14 protein-coding genes are annotated in these 14,347 nt (G+C 42.1%); 8 read left to right on the top strand and 6 right to left on the bottom strand.

The window, feature by feature from the left end; all coding sequences use genetic code 11:
* The first annotated feature begins 102 nt into the window (after positions 1-102).
* Complete coding sequence (locus tag Q4486_RS04195) at positions 103-1,527, top strand: sodium/proline symporter (RefSeq protein ID WP_303518450.1); 1,425 nt, start codon at positions 103-105, stop codon at positions 1,525-1,527.
* Positions 1,528-1,634: 107 nt separating this feature from the next.
* Here Q4486_RS04195 and Q4486_RS04190 read toward each other — a convergent pair whose 3' ends face one another.
* Positions 1,635-2,639 carry a GGDEF domain-containing protein gene (locus tag Q4486_RS04190; protein WP_303518448.1) on the bottom strand — a complete coding sequence of 335 codons (1,005 nt, stop codon included), beginning with the start codon at positions 2,637-2,639 and terminating at the stop codon, positions 1,635-1,637.
* Between the two features lie 560 nt (positions 2,640-3,199).
* Here Q4486_RS04190 and Q4486_RS04185 point away from each other — a divergent pair.
* The 5 genes from Q4486_RS04185 (at position 3,200) to Q4486_RS04165 (ending at position 5,914) form a co-directional block, all read left to right on the top strand.
* On the top strand, positions 3,200-3,550 hold the full coding sequence (locus Q4486_RS04185) for a DUF4870 domain-containing protein (RefSeq protein ID WP_303518446.1): 351 nt from the start codon (positions 3,200-3,202) through the stop codon (positions 3,548-3,550).
* A 193-nt stretch (positions 3,551-3,743) separates the two neighbouring features.
* Positions 3,744-4,142, top strand: a complete 399-nt coding sequence (locus Q4486_RS04180) for a hypothetical protein (protein ID WP_303419763.1) — start codon at positions 3,744-3,746, stop codon at positions 4,140-4,142.
* A 34-nt stretch (positions 4,143-4,176) separates the two neighbouring features.
* The gene (locus tag Q4486_RS04175; RefSeq protein WP_303518444.1) at positions 4,177-4,695 is read left to right on the top strand and encodes an AAA family ATPase; all 519 of its coding nucleotides are present in this window, start codon (positions 4,177-4,179) and stop codon (positions 4,693-4,695) included.
* Positions 4,696-4,710: 15 nt separating this feature from the next.
* The gene (locus Q4486_RS04170) at positions 4,711-4,932 is read left to right on the top strand and encodes a hypothetical protein (RefSeq protein ID WP_303419767.1); all 222 of its coding nucleotides are present in this window, start codon (positions 4,711-4,713) and stop codon (positions 4,930-4,932) included.
* A 52-nt stretch (positions 4,933-4,984) separates the two neighbouring features.
* Entirely contained in the window at positions 4,985-5,914 is a 930-nt protein-coding gene (locus Q4486_RS04165; RefSeq protein ID WP_303419769.1) for a 5'-nucleotidase, read from the top strand.
* Positions 5,915-6,011: 97 nt separating this feature from the next.
* Here the strand turns inward: Q4486_RS04165 and Q4486_RS04160 are convergent, their stop codons facing one another.
* From Q4486_RS04160 to Q4486_RS04150, 3 genes are all read right to left on the bottom strand, one after another.
* On the bottom strand, positions 6,012-8,186 hold the full coding sequence (locus tag Q4486_RS04160) for a glutamine synthetase III (RefSeq protein WP_303419771.1): 2,175 nt from the start codon (positions 8,184-8,186) through the stop codon (positions 6,012-6,014).
* 464 nt (positions 8,187-8,650) lie between these two features.
* A complete protein-coding gene (gene arfA / locus Q4486_RS04155) occupies positions 8,651-8,863 on the bottom strand; it encodes an alternative ribosome rescue factor ArfA (RefSeq protein WP_303419773.1) in 213 nt (70 codons plus the stop codon).
* A gap of 106 nt (positions 8,864-8,969) precedes the next feature.
* Entirely contained in the window at positions 8,970-9,524 is a 555-nt protein-coding gene (locus tag Q4486_RS04150) for a sugar O-acetyltransferase (protein WP_303518442.1), read from the bottom strand.
* A 107-nt stretch (positions 9,525-9,631) separates the two neighbouring features.
* Here Q4486_RS04150 and Q4486_RS04145 point away from each other — a divergent pair, with 107 nt between their 5' ends.
* Both Q4486_RS04145 and Q4486_RS04140 read left to right on the top strand, forming a co-directional pair.
* Positions 9,632-10,726 (top strand): site-2 protease family protein, encoded by a 1,095-nt coding sequence (locus Q4486_RS04145; RefSeq protein WP_303518440.1) that lies wholly within the window; start codon positions 9,632-9,634, stop codon positions 10,724-10,726.
* A 27-nt stretch (positions 10,727-10,753) separates the two neighbouring features.
* Positions 10,754-12,007 (top strand): DEAD/DEAH box helicase, encoded by a 1,254-nt coding sequence (locus tag Q4486_RS04140; protein ID WP_303518438.1) that lies wholly within the window; start codon positions 10,754-10,756, stop codon positions 12,005-12,007.
* Between the two features lie 82 nt (positions 12,008-12,089).
* Here the strand turns inward: Q4486_RS04140 and Q4486_RS04135 are convergent, their stop codons facing one another.
* On the bottom strand, positions 12,090-13,610 hold the full coding sequence (locus tag Q4486_RS04135; protein WP_303419782.1) for a peptidoglycan-binding protein: 1,521 nt from the start codon (positions 13,608-13,610) through the stop codon (positions 12,090-12,092).
* 110 nt (positions 13,611-13,720) lie between these two features.
* A complete protein-coding gene (locus Q4486_RS04130) occupies positions 13,721-14,302 on the bottom strand; it encodes a DNA-J related domain-containing protein (protein WP_303518436.1) in 582 nt (193 codons plus the stop codon).
* Positions 14,303-14,347: the final 45 nt, after the last annotated feature.

The raw sequence follows: 14,347 nt of genomic DNA, 5'->3' as shown, positions 1-14,347 counted from the left end.
ATAGATGAAGAACACCTTAAACTGCCTGACTGACAATTTAGTATTTCATAACCCTCCTGAGAGCACAAAATATAAAGCAGTAACTTATAAAGGAGGGAATTCATGATTGAAATCAGCTTCCTGTGTTCATTATTTTTATTTTTAATCATTGGGTTGTCCTCCATGCTTAAGAGTAAAAAAACAACTGAAGATTATCTGGTCGCAGGTAAGTCTATACCCGCTTGGCTTGCTGGGCTTTCTGCAGTGGCGACAAACAACAGTGGTTTTATGTTTATCGGCATGATTGGGTTGACCTATGCGACAGGGCTATCTTCTATTTGGTTAATGCTGGGCTGGATCGCCGGTGACTTGATGGCCTCTCTGTTTACGTTGAAGCCTCTGCATGCTGCTTCACGCAAAAATAAAATACACTCTTATGGGGAGTTGTTAGCGCATTGGCATGGGGGTGAAAATCATGGATTACGTCGCTTAGTGGGTTTGCTGACGCTCTTTTTTCTTACGCTTTATGCGGCCGCTCAGTTTAAAGCGGGAAGTAAAGCAACATCAGTGCTGCTGGAGTGGGATCCGACCTGGGGTATCTTAATTAGTGCGGGTATCGTCCTTTTATACAGTGCCGCTGGTGGATTGCGGGCTTCTATTTGGACTGATGCCGCTCAGTCATTTGTAATGTTGATCGGCATGGCAATGTTGATTACTGGAGGCATTGAGTTGGCGGGAGGATGGACATTAGCATTAGATAAGATGGACAGTGTTGATGTCAACTTTCTTGGCTGGTTCCCTGATAAAGACTGGATTGGCATCATGCTCTTTATTGCCGGTTGGGTATTTGGTGGATTCGCGGTGATTGGTCAGCCCCATGTTGTCGTGCGTTTTATAAGTTTAAAGGACGAGTCGCAAATTAACCGTATGCGTTGTTACTATTATGGCTGGTTTACGCTTTTTTATGGGGCAACCATAATGGTGGGTTTGTTGAGCCGTATAGCTTTCCCAGAGAGTGCTAGCTTTGATTCTGAGCTGGCGCTGCCTACTATGGCGCAATTGGTATTGCCTGATATATTAGCCGGTATGGTGCTTGCGGCATTGTTTGCGGCAACGCTGTCTACGGCGGATTCACTGGTTCTATCATGCTCTGCCGCGGTTACCCGTGATTTTGTTCGGCTACCGGGGAAGATGCATTCACTCTGGGCCGCAAAACTCACCACGGCAAGTGTTATCACTGTTGCCGTCATTATTGCGTTAACGGGCGCTGAGTCGGTATTTTCTTTAGTGCTTGATGCTTGGGGCTTGCTCGGTTCAGCTTTTGCGCCTTTGATCGTTTTACAGGCCTTAGGGAAACGTATTCCGCAGCCGGTATCCATTAGCATGGTTATTGCTGGTGTTGGGGTCTTTCTTTTATGGCAGCAAGTGGGTTGGGGTGGGGCTATTTATAGTGTCGCGCCGGGCATCCTAACAGGCTTTTTTGTTTATATCTTATTTAAGCTGGTTGGGTCGGAAAGAAATACTGAATCAGTCGCTAATGAAAACTAAAATAGAAAAGTAAGGATAGTTTTTAAAAGCGGTTAGTTTTAGGCACCACGGTGGAGTTCCCACTGTGGTGTGCCTTTTTTGTAAAGGCTGAAGGGCTTTATATCACGTTATAGGGCTGGGTTAGTGCCTAATTCTTCTTTATTGCTGAATACTACACAATCACGCCCTTGTGCTTTAGCTTGATAGAGGGCTTCGTCAGCGCGTTGGAGCCATGTATCTATAGTTGTCTTTGGCTGCCAAGCGGCAACGCCAAATGACACGGTTATAGCGCTCCCATCTGGTGTTTTGAGTTCTTTTTTTATGGCCTTTTTCAGGTTTTCAATAAAGGACTTATGTTGATCATCATTAATTCCCGAGATTAACAAGACAAACTCTTCTCCGCCAAACCGATAGAGACGATCATATTTGCGTATATGAGATGTGGTGATTTTAACAAAATCCTTTAGTACTTGATCACCCACTGCATGACCATATTTATCGTTTACCATTTTAAAATGATCTAAATCTAAAATGGCTAAAAGCTGTTGAGTGTCGTTGCGCTCAGCGTTGGCTAGAGCCGCTTGCATATCTGTGTTTAGAGCGCGGCGATTAAAGGCATCAGTCAACGGATCAACGGTATTGAGCGTTTCTAGTAAGCGAAATTGCATTGCGCTGTGGCTGGCATAAACAAAGGTGCTTAGTGAAAGCATGATGATTGTGACTGCGTAGGAAACAAGTGATATAACGTCAAACGCGTTAGAGAAGACTGTTAGGGATATGCCTGCCACAACATTAATCAATAAAGCCTCAAGGGGTTTTACTAAAATAAAGGTGCTGGCAAAAACGGGATATACCCAGAGAAAGCTATCTATTCCATTTTCGATAATAACAACAACGACCCCAATATTAATGAAGGCGGCGATTATTGCACTGACAATACGGATTTTTTTGGAGTAGGAGGCATAAACGACGAGTGCGATAAGGCCAAGTATGATCATTATATCCATAATGGCAGCAGTAACATTCCCAGCCATATAACGGATGACTACAAATGGAAAAACGCCCAACACTGCTACGAAGCTAAGTAGCATTAATAAGGAGAGTTGATATTTTTCCTGTAGCTGATTGATCATAATCGTGCTCGAGTAAAATGGATTTCATGCCTAAACGTTAGTACGTACACAAGGTAATGCTTTTTACTTATAGTCAAAATTTACAGTTAACTTGTGTTTCATCTTAAACGGGGTTGTTATTAGTTGGAAGTCGTTGCGGATAACTGACCTATTCAATGGTAAATAACTATACCCGTCTCTGTCATGTTGCTTTCGCCGTAGAGCGTACTCTATAGGTTATTATGGAATATAATGCGTAGTTGCTGTAAAGATGATTATACCTTAAGTATGCTGATCTTATATGGGATCAGATCTGCTTTATATGTAGCGCTTATTGGCTTTGCAACATATTAACCTAAATGGATGTGTGTATTGTTACGAGGGCTAAATATAAAAGAATATATAAATCAAATAGCTGGGTGTCTGATATGATGCCAGTACTAGAGGCATTAAAAATCGTAAGTTGTTCTGATACGTGGGATGAGAAGGGATTCATTATTCTTTCATTGTTGTGCTGGAAGTCTTGGATGGTGCCTAGTTAGTGGAAATTAGTATAAATTGAAATTTAAGAGGGAAGCGGAATGAGTAATGACCTTATGCCAGATTTTAAGGAAATCACACAAGATTCGAAAAATATGGCGTTACTGTCATGGATTGGAACGTTCTTTTTAGGCTTTATTCCAGGGTTGATTCTGTATGTGATCAAAACGGACGATGCTTATGTTCAGGACCAATCGAAAGAATCATTAAATTGGTCGATAACGGTAATGATTGCCTATGTAGCAGCTTTTTTGTTGAGCTTTATCGCTATTGGTGTCGTTCTTTTCCCTATTATCGGTATTTGCCATTTGGTTTTTTGTATTATGGGAGCGGTTTCAACGTCAAAAGGTAATCAGTTTCGTGTGCCTTTCGCGATTCGGTTAATAAAATAACTTAATCACTTTGCTAAAAGCGTGATGATGAAAACGTCGTATTTAGGCTGATATATACGTTTACATTGCTAGAGATAAGGCCAAGTCTGATGGTTCTTTCCGTTACGGCTTAGCCTTTGTTTTTATGCCATATAGCTTGTTTTATCTAATCAAATTGTTTGTAAATGACTTAGCGTTTGAGGTGTAAGCCTTGATGAAATTTTATGTTTTTCTCCCCCTGCTTTTTTTATCCATCTCTTGTTCGGAAATAGGGAAGGCTCCTAAACGGGTGTTTACGTTTAGTGGTTCAACTATTGATCTGTCTACTGAAATAGAAGGTGACTGGGACAAGGTCTGCTTATTAACACCTTATTCTAGTAATCAAGAAGCGGAAAGGCTTATCGGCTTTGAGTTTGATATAGAGTCAAAGAGTAATATTTATGAATTGGATAGCATCACCTTATTTCTAGTTGTCAAAAGGCGACAGGTGATTGATTACTTTGAAGTGCCGCGTAACAGTATAGATTTTTCAGCTAGAGAGGCTGATTGTTATCCGCGAGAAAAGGCGTGGTTTAACATTGTGACCGATAGTGCTGGTGGTTATAAGATATAAACCTATATAACGATCTAACTAGGTTAAGAAGGCTATGAGAAAAGTTTTAATATTCGGCAATTCAGGATCAGGAAAATCGACCCTTGCGAAAGCAATCAGTCGGTCTGAAAGCCTTTCTCATTTAGATCTTGATACATTGGCCTGGAAAGAGGAGATGCCGCCAGAAAGGCGATCCCTAAGCGAATCATCATTAGAGATAAGCGGCTTTATGAATACCTATAATGGCTGGGTAATAGAAGGTTGCTATGCTGATTTACTGGAAGTTGCGTTGCCATTTTCGAACGAAATTATCTTTATGGATCTACCTATAGCTCTCTGCATAGAGAACGCGCGTAATCGTCCTTGGGAACCTCATAAGTATAGTTCTAAGGCGGCACAAGATAAGAATTTAAATATGTTAATTGATTGGATCTCACAATACTCAGATAGGAACGATACTTTTTCTAAGTTGGCCCATGAGCATCTATTTAACAGTTTTTCTGGGGTCAAAAAAAGGGTGGTAGAAAATCAGTCGATTAACGAACTTTATAATTCAAGAAATATAAAGAAATAAGGTTGAGAGGGAGCCATGCTTGTACAAATAGTCGACCCAATCTTCAAGTGTGCAGTAGATGAGGAGGTGTTTATTTCACGCTTACATGGCATGAGCACTTATCAATCTGTTATCAGGCGGAATGATACTTACCATCTTCGTTTAGCGGGACCTTTAGATAAGACTGAAAATGACGAGCTGCAAGAGATCTGTGATATTTGGGGTGCTGATTTTAATTTGGTCGAGGAGGGGGTGTGAAGCGTTATAAACATAGAAATAACCTGCTTAGATCTATTTTGAAAGGAAGCATATGTCATACCCTATAGATAAAAAACTGGTTGTTGCCGTATCCTCCAGTGCGTTATTTGATCTATCTGAATCGAACTCTGTCTTTGTTGAGGAGGGGCCGCAGGCCTATAAAGACTTCCAGAAGAAGAACTTAAATAAAGTACTCGATAAAGGCGTCGCTTTTCCTTTTATTAAACGCTTTTTACAGATTAATAAGCGCTTTCCAGATAAAGAGCCGGTGGAAGTTGTTTTGCTTTCACGAAACTCAGCTGCGACGGGGAAGCGTGTTTTCCGTTCGATACAGCACTACGGGCTTGATATATCTCGTGCTGCTTTTATGGAAGGGAAATCTCCATACGAATATATTCCTGCTTTTAATGCATCTCTATTTTTATCCGCAAATGAAGAAGATATTCAGAATGCTATAGATTCGGGATATCCCGGCGGGGTTGTGTTGCCGAGTAAAAGTATAAATGACGACGATAGTGAGATACTTAGAATAGCCTTCGATTTTGATGGCGTTATTGCTGATGATGAATCTGAAGCCGTATTTAAAGGCGGAGATCTTCCCGGTTTTTATGATTATGAGGTTGAGAAATCAGAGATACCTCATAAGCCGGGCCCTTTAGCCGATCTATTTAAAAAACTATCCTTTTTACAAGAGCTTGAAGATAAAGAGGTTGAACGTGATCGGGATTATCAACGTATCTTGACGACCGCGATTGTGACGGCTCGCAGCGCTCCGGCTCATGAAAGGGTCATCACAACGCTGGAAGACTGGGGGGTTAGTGCAAACGAGATCTTTTTTCTTGGTGGGATGTCAAAAGATCGAATTCTTTCAAGACTGAAACCGCATATGTTCTTCGATGATCAGCGTAGCCATCTGGAATCGGAAGCGGGGGATATCCCAATGGTTCATATTCCGTTTGGTATAGCTAATAAAAACCAGTAAATAGCGGCTCCCTGTCAGCTGATATCCTCTGTTTGTAAACATCGAGTAAGCATGAAAAAGGCCGCATAATGCGGCCTTTTATATTTATTAAGTAAGATTATTTAATAAATAGCATTTCAGCATACTTAGGCAAAGGCCAAGCGTTATCCGCAACGATAGTTTCAAGCAGATCCGCATGGGCTCTAATGCTGTCCATTAGAGTACGAATTTCATTCGCGCAGAATTTCATATGATCTTCTACGGTAGGGAAGTCATGCTTGGTAATGGCAATAGATAGGGCATCTACATCAGCCATCATAGCGTCCGCAGCACTTGCTACTTTTTGCGCAATGCTATTATCAAGTGTCACACCCACATTTGATGCTGTGGCAATGGTTGACGTTAGTTCTGATAGGTAAGTGGCAGCAGCAGGATAGATAGAAGTTGTTGCCATATCGATCACTAACTTAGCTTCTACTTCAATCGATAAAATGTACTGCTCAGAATACACTTCATAGCGGCTTGCTAGCTCAACAGGTGATAGTACCCCTGTGTTTTTAAACAAGGAGATAATTTCTTCTTCTTGGAAAACAGGTAGGGCATCTGCTGTTGTTGGGATGTTTTTCAGGCCACGTTCTTCTACAGCGATTTTGTGCCACTCTTCTGAATAGCCGTCGCCGCCGAATATAACATTACCATGCTCATCCATAAGATCTTTTAGTACAGAAAGTACTGCAGAAGCTTGATCTAAACCTGATTCTAACGCTGTTTCAAGTTTGCCTGCAATCCAATCGAGGGAATCGGCAAGCATTGTATTCATTGCTACCAACGGCCCAGATACAGACTGTGATGAACCAACGGCTCTGAACTCAAAGCGGTTACCTGTGAAGGCAAACGGAGAGGTACGGTTTCGGTCGCCTGGATCACGAGTAAAGGTAAGAATCTGGGATAAGCCTAGATCCATCTCGCCACCGCAAACTGTTGGTTGTAAGTCGCCTGCTTGAATCTCTTTAAATACTTTTTCTAATTGGTCGCCCAAATAAACCGATAAGATTGCCGGTGGTGCTTCATTGGCACCTAAGCGGTGGTCATTGGATGCCGTCGCAATGACTGCGCGTAATAGTGGGCCATATAAATGTACGCCACGGATAACCGCACCACAGAAGATAAGGAAGTTTAAGTTTTCTTCAGGTGTGTGGCCTGGATCAAGCAAGTTACCTTGGGTTGAGTTACCTACAGACCAGTTTACGTGTTTACCAGAACCGTTAATGCCCGCAAAAGGCTTCTCGTGTAGTAAAGCAAGGAAACCGTGTTTTTTAGCGGTATTTTTGATGATAGTCATCAATAACTGCTGATGATCGGCGGCTACGTTAGCTGCTTCAAAATATGGTGCGATCTCAAATTGGCCCGGTGCTACTTCGTTATGATGTGTTTTTGCAGGGATACCTAGTTTAAACAGCTGGTCTTCAAAGTCCTGCATAAAGACTTGTACGCGCTCAGGAATTGCGCCGAAGTAATGGTCGTCAAACTGCTGACCTTTTGCAGGTGATGCTCCAAATAGCGTACGACCGGCAAGTAGTAAATCTGGACGGCTATTAGCAAAATTTTCGTCAACTAAAAAGTACTCTTGTTCAGCGCCACAGCTAGAGTTCAGCGTAGCAACATCTTTTTCACCCATAAGTGAAAGTACTTTTTTAGCTGCTTTATCCATCGCCGCATTTGAGCGTAACAGTGGAATCTTCTTATCTAATGCTTCGCCGGTCCATGACATAAAGACACTAGGTATCATTAATGTCGCGCCGTTTGGCGTATTCATAATGTAAGCAGGGCTGGTTGGATCCCAAGCAGTATAACCACGTGCGGCATTGGTTATACGTAAGCTACCGTTAGGGAAAGAGGAACCATCAGGTTCGCCTTTGATAAGTAAGCTACCTGTAAATTCGGTGATAGCAGCGCCGTCAGCATTGGTAATAATAAAACCGTCATGCTTCTCAGCTGTAGCATTGGTCATGGGGTAAAAAATATGGGAGAAGAATTTGGCACCTTTGGACATAGCCCAATCTTTCATGGCAGCAGCAACAACATCAGCCGTAGCAGGGTCTAAAGGCGATCCTGTTTGCACGGTTTTCTTCATTGCTTTAAAAGCGTTTTTCGATAGCGCTTCTTCCATTTTGGCTAGATTAAATACATCGCTAGCCCAAATTTTACTTAATGGTTTTGGCATCTCCACATCTATAGGTTTGCCGCTAGTGATTGCACTGATTGATGTTAATCTTGATGTGTTACCACTCATTATGTTACCCCGAAAAAGTTATTCAATTCGTTAAACGCAGCAATCAACATATCCATAAACAGCGACTATATTGATTTGATGCTCAATATGCTTTTTATAAAGCAAGTACTAGACCAAGTAAGGGATTGCCTGTTAATTCCTTAATAACATGTTGTTTTTTAAGTAAAAAGTTTAATTTTTCGATAGAAGGGAAAGTGTTTAAAAACACTGTGCGCACTAATTAAGTGCATTAAGTGTTCTTTATTGGTGCATTGTGACCGATATTGTGCATTATGGGTGTTTGTGAAGGAAATTACGCCCCTTTGTAGTGCAGCAAGGGCTGTGGGGCATACTCTATTATGTTTTTTAGTTTCTATCCTGTTGATTATGTTAAAAAATTAAAGCTGGCCGCGATAGTGGCTGCTGTAAAGTGATGATGATAAAAGTCCTATTTGAATAACGACTCTTGTGGACCTAATAGATCCTTAAGCCGCTATTAAATAGGACTCCTGTCCTTTGTGTTTGTTACTGCGAAGGTATGCACCTTTGCCTTTTTTCGCTTTAACAACCTGAGTTTTGAAAACCCGTGAGGTGACTAAAGCCGCTAAATGATTGCTACGAATAGTACCTCTGCCGGTTTCTAGGGAGCTTGTATGCTTGACTCCCTCTTGGGTATTTTGGGTGTTATGTTTTTTCATGTTGAGTCCTAATGATTGTTTAATTAATAAGTTGCGTGGAACAGTCGGATATTACGCCTCTGTTTACGGAATAAATAGAGTGTAGCTCGCTTTTTTAGCTAAGTGATTATGTGATTTTCTTAAGCATTTTAGCGGGCACACCGGCGACCAGTGTTTGTTTAGCTACATTTTTTGTTACAACTGATCCTGCTGCGATGACAGCGCCTTCATCTATAGTCACGCCGGGTAATATTGTTGCTCCCATGCCTATCCAAACATCTTGAGCAATTGTGATTGCTGCTGCTTCAGTTGTACCTTTCTTTCTCTCTGAGGCCAGCAATGGATGAGTTGTAGTGCTAATAACCACATTGGGGCCTATCATCACATTGTTGCCAATAGTAACGGGAGCTGCATCAAGGATAGTACCGTTATGGTTGATATAAACATTCTCTCCAAGCTGGATGTTATAGCCATAATCGCATTGGAAGTTAGGTTCAATCGTAGGCTTGAATCCTTGGCCTAATAATTTACTTAATTTCTGTTGGCGCATGCCTTTTTGATCTGGGTGTAACTGGTTATATTCGAAGCATAGAGCTTTGGCGCGTTTGCGTTCTTTTACAAGTTCAGGATCAAGTGCGTTGAAAGGTAATCCCGAGAGCATTTTTTGTTTTTCACTTATCATCGTATGTGCTCAGCGTTTTAGGTTAAGACTTAGGCTGAAGAGCTTTCTTGCTTGTTCTAGATGCTACATAATGCGCGCTTATTCATTAGGTTACAGCGAGCATTTCTTTGCAGTTACTCAAGATCGATTGTTTAGGCCGTGAGCTTCGTTTAGAAGGATCTATGGCCGGTTGGCAGGCATTGTACTGGGATAATCAGTTGGTGTCTCAGCATGATGCTAACGCGGACCCTTCCTCATCCTCTGTACATAGTTTCCAGTTAAAAGCGGGGGAGCAAGAGCTCAATTGCGTGCTTCAGCTTGAATTAACATGGCAGCCATTTGCATTAAGTTATTCATTGCAGTTGAGTGATGGTTTAAGGGATGAGCTTATCAGCCAAGGTGAGCGGAGTGAAAAGGATATAGAAGCTCAGGTGATAGAGCCTCGTCCAAAGCAGCCTAATAAAGTGAGTTGGTTAGGTATAGGTTCCTTAGGGTTAAAGCTCTTTAAAAGTGCAAAGGTTCTGAAAGTCCTTTTTGCCGCAGGTAGTTTGGCAGCATATACTTGGCTGTTTTCTATTCAGTTTGCGATCGCTTTAATTCTTTGTTTAGTGTTCCATGAATATGGTCATATACGTGCGATGAAGCGCTTTGGTCTAAAAACTAAGGGGATCTATCTTATTCCTTTTGTTGGCGGGTTGGCTTTATCGGATGATCGTATTAATACCCGTTGGCAGGACGTTTATATATCGATTATGGGGCCGTTCTTTGGGCTATTACTCTCCTGTGCATGTTTGCTTGTTTATTGGTTGACCGGCATGGAGCTATTTGCCGGATTAGCTGCTTTTAATGCGTTATTAAACCTTTTTAACTTGTTGCCTGTTTTACCTTTGGATGGTGGGCATATTTTGAAGAGTATCGCTTTTTCAGTGAACTCCGTTATAGGCTTAGTTTGCTGTGCTTTAGGTGCTATTGCTGGGGTGGCACTCAGTTACTATTTTAATATGACATTGTTAGGTTTTTTATTAGCGATTGGCAGTATTGAGATTGTGTTTGAATGGAAGCGTCGACATATAAGCGATCTGCTACCTTTAGATCGTTATGGTCAGATTGTATCGGCTCTTTGGTATTTTAGTACGGTTGGGGGCTTATGCGCGGTTATTTGGGTGTTGGCGCAGAGTGGTAATGAGGCGTTGGCACTACCGATGAAGATCCTTGGTAGTTGAGCAACGGGATAGCGGGACGGTAAATAATTGAACTTTACAGAATTGAGTCTGAACCCTCTTATCGTAAATGCAATCGAGAGTGCTGGTTATAGTGAGGCGACGCCTATTCAAGCGGCGGCGATTCCTGTGATTATGTCGGGTCGTGATCTTTTAGCTGGGGCACGAACGGGCACAGGTAAAACCGCCGCTTTTGCTTTGCCTTTGCTCAATAGAATTCTCAGCGAGCATGAGACTCAAAACCATACTGATGACCTTAAAAAAGTATTAAAAATCCTTGTCTTAGCGCCCACACGTGAACTGGCTCAACAGGTTGATGATAGTTTTAAAAAGTATGCTAAGGGTAGCGGCTTTAGGTCAGCGGTTGCTTATGGTGGGGTCGGTATAGCCACTCAAGTTAATCAAATCAATAAGGGGATTGATCTTCTTGTTGCGACCCCCGGGCGATTACTTGATCTCAATAAAAAGCGGGTGGTTAATTTATCGACTATCGAAGTGTTAGTGATAGATGAAGCCGACAGAATGCTGGATATGGGTTTTAAGGATGAGATTAAAGCGGTAATGAGTAAATTGCCTAAATCTAGACCTGAGGCAACAACCCGACAGACATTGTTATTCAGCGCAACCTTGAGCGATAGCATCTATAAATTTAGTAAAAACTTATTACATAAGCCTGAACTGGTTGAGGTTGATCAGCGTAATAGTCGATCTCTTGATGTGCAGCAGGTTGTTTATAATTGTGATCCTGAGCGTAAGTTGGCTTTAGTTTCTCATCTTATTGCTAAAGAGGGATGGCTGCAGGTCTTGATTTTTAGCCGGACAAAGCAGGGTGCAGACAAGATTGCTGCGGCATTAAGCTTAACGGGTCTTTGTGCTGAGGCTATACATGCGGATCGTTCACAAACATCTCGTGAACAGGCCTTGTCTGATTTTAAAAAGGGCTTAGTTAATGTGCTGGTTGCTACGGATGTGGCGGCACGGGGGCTGGATATTCAGCAGTTGGAGGCGGTGATTAATTTTGAGATGCCGTATAAACCAGAAGATTATATACATCGTATAGGCCGCACAGGACGAGCAGGGCATCAGGGGAAAGCGATTACTTTACTGATTGAGGAGGAAAACTATCTTTTAGAAGAGGTTGAGGTTCTTCTTGATGAGCGCTTACCACAACAGTGGTTAGAGGGGTTCGAGCCAGATTTTACTCGGGTGATTGAGGTAAATCGAAAGAACTCAAAAAGTGCACAAAAGCGTAGGGCAAAAAATCGAGCTTTAGGTAAGCGTTGATCGCTTAAAATAAAAGCCCCTGCAAAATGACAGCTAATCTTTTGTAGGGGCTTTGGTTCCAGCTAAGGGGTTTTAACGCTTATTAGATTGAAACGTTCAGCGCTTTTACTGTTTCGATATTAATGTATTTATCCGTAGGCAACTGATTGTCGCGTTGGAAATCATTAACCGCACTCATAGTCTCGCGTCCTACAACACCATCAATATTACCTGGGTTATAGCCTTTGCTAGCTAAAGCGCGTTGAATATCCATAATCGTTGTACGCGTCATATTGGTTTCACAAAGAATCGAGCGCCATTCCATATAGCCATCTTGATCTATTTTGCTTAATGAAACGGTTTCGTACTCTGCTGGAATTTCTGTACGGTTCTCGCTAGCTGCTGACGCTAGTTTGGTCACTGTTACAGTTTCGTATTTAGCAGGGATTTCAACTTTCTGCGTTGTCGCAGGCGTTGCTACTACAGTACGTTTGATTGTTTTGTACTGGGCTGGTTGCTCAGTTAAACAGATCTTATTCCCTGTGCGTGTTGCTTTAGGGTGTTCATGGTTGTGTACTTCGTGCCATACAAAGGAAACATCACTGACTTTCTTAGTGACAGGAATATCTTTGTATTTAGCCGGTACCGTTGTACGCATCTCTTTTGCTTCAGAAACAAGTTCTTGTACTCGAACGGTTTCATAAACAGCAGGGATCTCAATCGTGCGAGTGGTCGCAGGTGAAGATAGAACGCGTTTAGTTACCGTTTTGAAGGTGTCAGGTACTTCAACTAGACACATGATCTCGCCGGTTGCCGCATCGATTTTTTGGATTGGGCCTGTGCCTTTTTTCCAAATCGTGTGGGCTGGTACATCAACTACTTGTTCTGTCACAGTTGAGTACTGAGCTGGGATCTCTTCAATACGTGTACTTGCTTCTTTCACTAGTACTGTTTTCTCAACCCAACGGAATTCAGCTGGCTGAGTTGTTACCACTTCATATTCTTCTTGAATAAGAACAGGTTCATTTACTTGCTCAAATTTAGCAGGCATGAAGTGCTCGTGGAAACACATACCCGGCTGTGCTGCCGCTAGATCGATTCCATGTTCGCTTGCTGCATCAAGTAGTTTTTGGCTAGCTGGGGCGCTGCCTTTTTGTAGATCGGTCAGCCACTGTGTGCTGGCTTCTTTCACTAGTTTTTGTTCAGTCACTGTTTCGTATTGAGCAGGAACGGCAATCATCTTATAGCTAGCAGGCTGAATAAGTACTTGTTCAGTTACTTTTTCATAGGATGCTGGGATGATGTCGACTTTCTCACTCGCATCTTTAACAAGTAAGGTTTCTGTATAGTTTTGATAGGTTGGCTCTACCCAAACACGGGCATAGCATTCGCCGGGCTTAGCATTAGGTGGAAGAAGTTCTGAACCGTCTGGTGCTTGCTGAGTTTCAGCTTCACGTTTCGCTACGGCTTTTTCTCGTTCAACGAGTTCTTTGTTTCTTTGTTCTAATTCTGTTGCTGAGTAAGGAGATGATTGAACTTGTGGATTGTTTCCACTACATGCTGCTAACAAAATAGCGCTTGAGATGAAGCTGAGTTTGATTATACCTTTACTTGTGATAACCATGGTTCCTCCTGGATAGGGTTTACAAGTGTCGACCTGGGTATTCTAGAGCGTGAAACTTAAGGGAAGCTGTACAGCTCTATCAGCAACTCATGCTATTGAGTATAAAGAGACTATTGTCTTATGCATACAAGCACTTCGTATGCCTCTCTTATTTTAATGAACTGTTCTGGGTCGCCTCCTTTATCGGGATGGTGCTGTGAGGCTAGTTGTTGGTATCTTCGTCGAATGCTGTTTGTATCTGTGCCTTCCTTTAATCCTAAAGTGGCAAGTGCATGTTCTGCTTCATCAATCTTGTAATAACGTTGCCAGAAACTATCCAGAAGAGTATCGACACTTTCTTGATCGCTTTTTAGAAATTCATTCCAGTCAAGATAGTAAGAGCGTATACCTTCGTCAGCGCTTGGAGAGGTTAGCGTTTTATCTACTTTGTTTTGTCTGGGGGTGAGTTCTATTTTTAATGCGGAGATAGATAGGGATAATCCCTCTTCCCAAAAAACAGGCTGCAGTTGATAAAGGACATTCATTACTAAAAAGTGGCGACGGAATAAGGTTAAATCAGAGGAAGGGTCTGTGGGTAGCTTTAAGTCGTTATCATCAAAGGCTAACTGCTGAAAGAGATCATATTCGCTGATCGCTTGCGGAGAATTCCTAAGGATTTTTGCGATAGGTAATAATAAAGGGTTATGTTGCATAGTGTCTGGATAGATTTGAATGTGTCATTCAGCATAAAGTTAATA

Source organism: Neptuniibacter sp. 2_MG-2023, assembly GCF_030547495.1.
Lineage (GTDB): Bacteria > Pseudomonadota > Gammaproteobacteria > Pseudomonadales > Balneatricaceae > Neptuniibacter.
The sequence above is the reverse complement of the archived record's forward strand: the minus strand, read 5'-3'. Positions and strand labels throughout refer to the sequence as shown.

Excerpts from the sequence above, each read along its gene's own strand:
- Q4486_RS04195 (WP_303518450.1), top strand. The coding sequence starts at position 103 with ATGATTGAAATCAGCTTCCTGTGTTCATTATTTTTATTTTTAATCATT.
- Q4486_RS04190 (WP_303518448.1), bottom strand. The coding sequence starts at position 2,639 with ATGATCAATCAGCTACAGGAAAAATATCAACTCTCCTTATTAATGCTA.
- Q4486_RS04185 (WP_303518446.1), top strand. The coding sequence starts at position 3,200 with ATGAGTAATGACCTTATGCCAGATTTTAAGGAAATCACACAAGATTCG.
- Q4486_RS04180 (WP_303419763.1), top strand. The coding sequence starts at position 3,744 with ATGAAATTTTATGTTTTTCTCCCCCTGCTTTTTTTATCCATCTCTTGT.
- Q4486_RS04175 (WP_303518444.1), top strand. The coding sequence starts at position 4,177 with ATGAGAAAAGTTTTAATATTCGGCAATTCAGGATCAGGAAAATCGACC.
- Q4486_RS04170 (WP_303419767.1), top strand. The coding sequence starts at position 4,711 with ATGCTTGTACAAATAGTCGACCCAATCTTCAAGTGTGCAGTAGATGAG.
- Q4486_RS04165 (WP_303419769.1), top strand. The coding sequence starts at position 4,985 with ATGTCATACCCTATAGATAAAAAACTGGTTGTTGCCGTATCCTCCAGT.
- Q4486_RS04160 (WP_303419771.1), bottom strand. The coding sequence starts at position 8,186 with ATGAGTGGTAACACATCAAGATTAACATCAATCAGTGCAATCACTAGC.
- arfA (WP_303419773.1), bottom strand. The coding sequence starts at position 8,863 with ATGAAAAAACATAACACCCAAAATACCCAAGAGGGAGTCAAGCATACA.
- Q4486_RS04150 (WP_303518442.1), bottom strand. The coding sequence starts at position 9,524 with ATGATAAGTGAAAAACAAAAAATGCTCTCGGGATTACCTTTCAACGCA.
- Q4486_RS04135 (WP_303419782.1), bottom strand. The coding sequence starts at position 13,610 with ATGGTTATCACAAGTAAAGGTATAATCAAACTCAGCTTCATCTCAAGC.
- Q4486_RS04130 (WP_303518436.1), bottom strand. The coding sequence starts at position 14,302 with ATGCAACATAACCCTTTATTATTACCTATCGCAAAAATCCTTAGGAAT.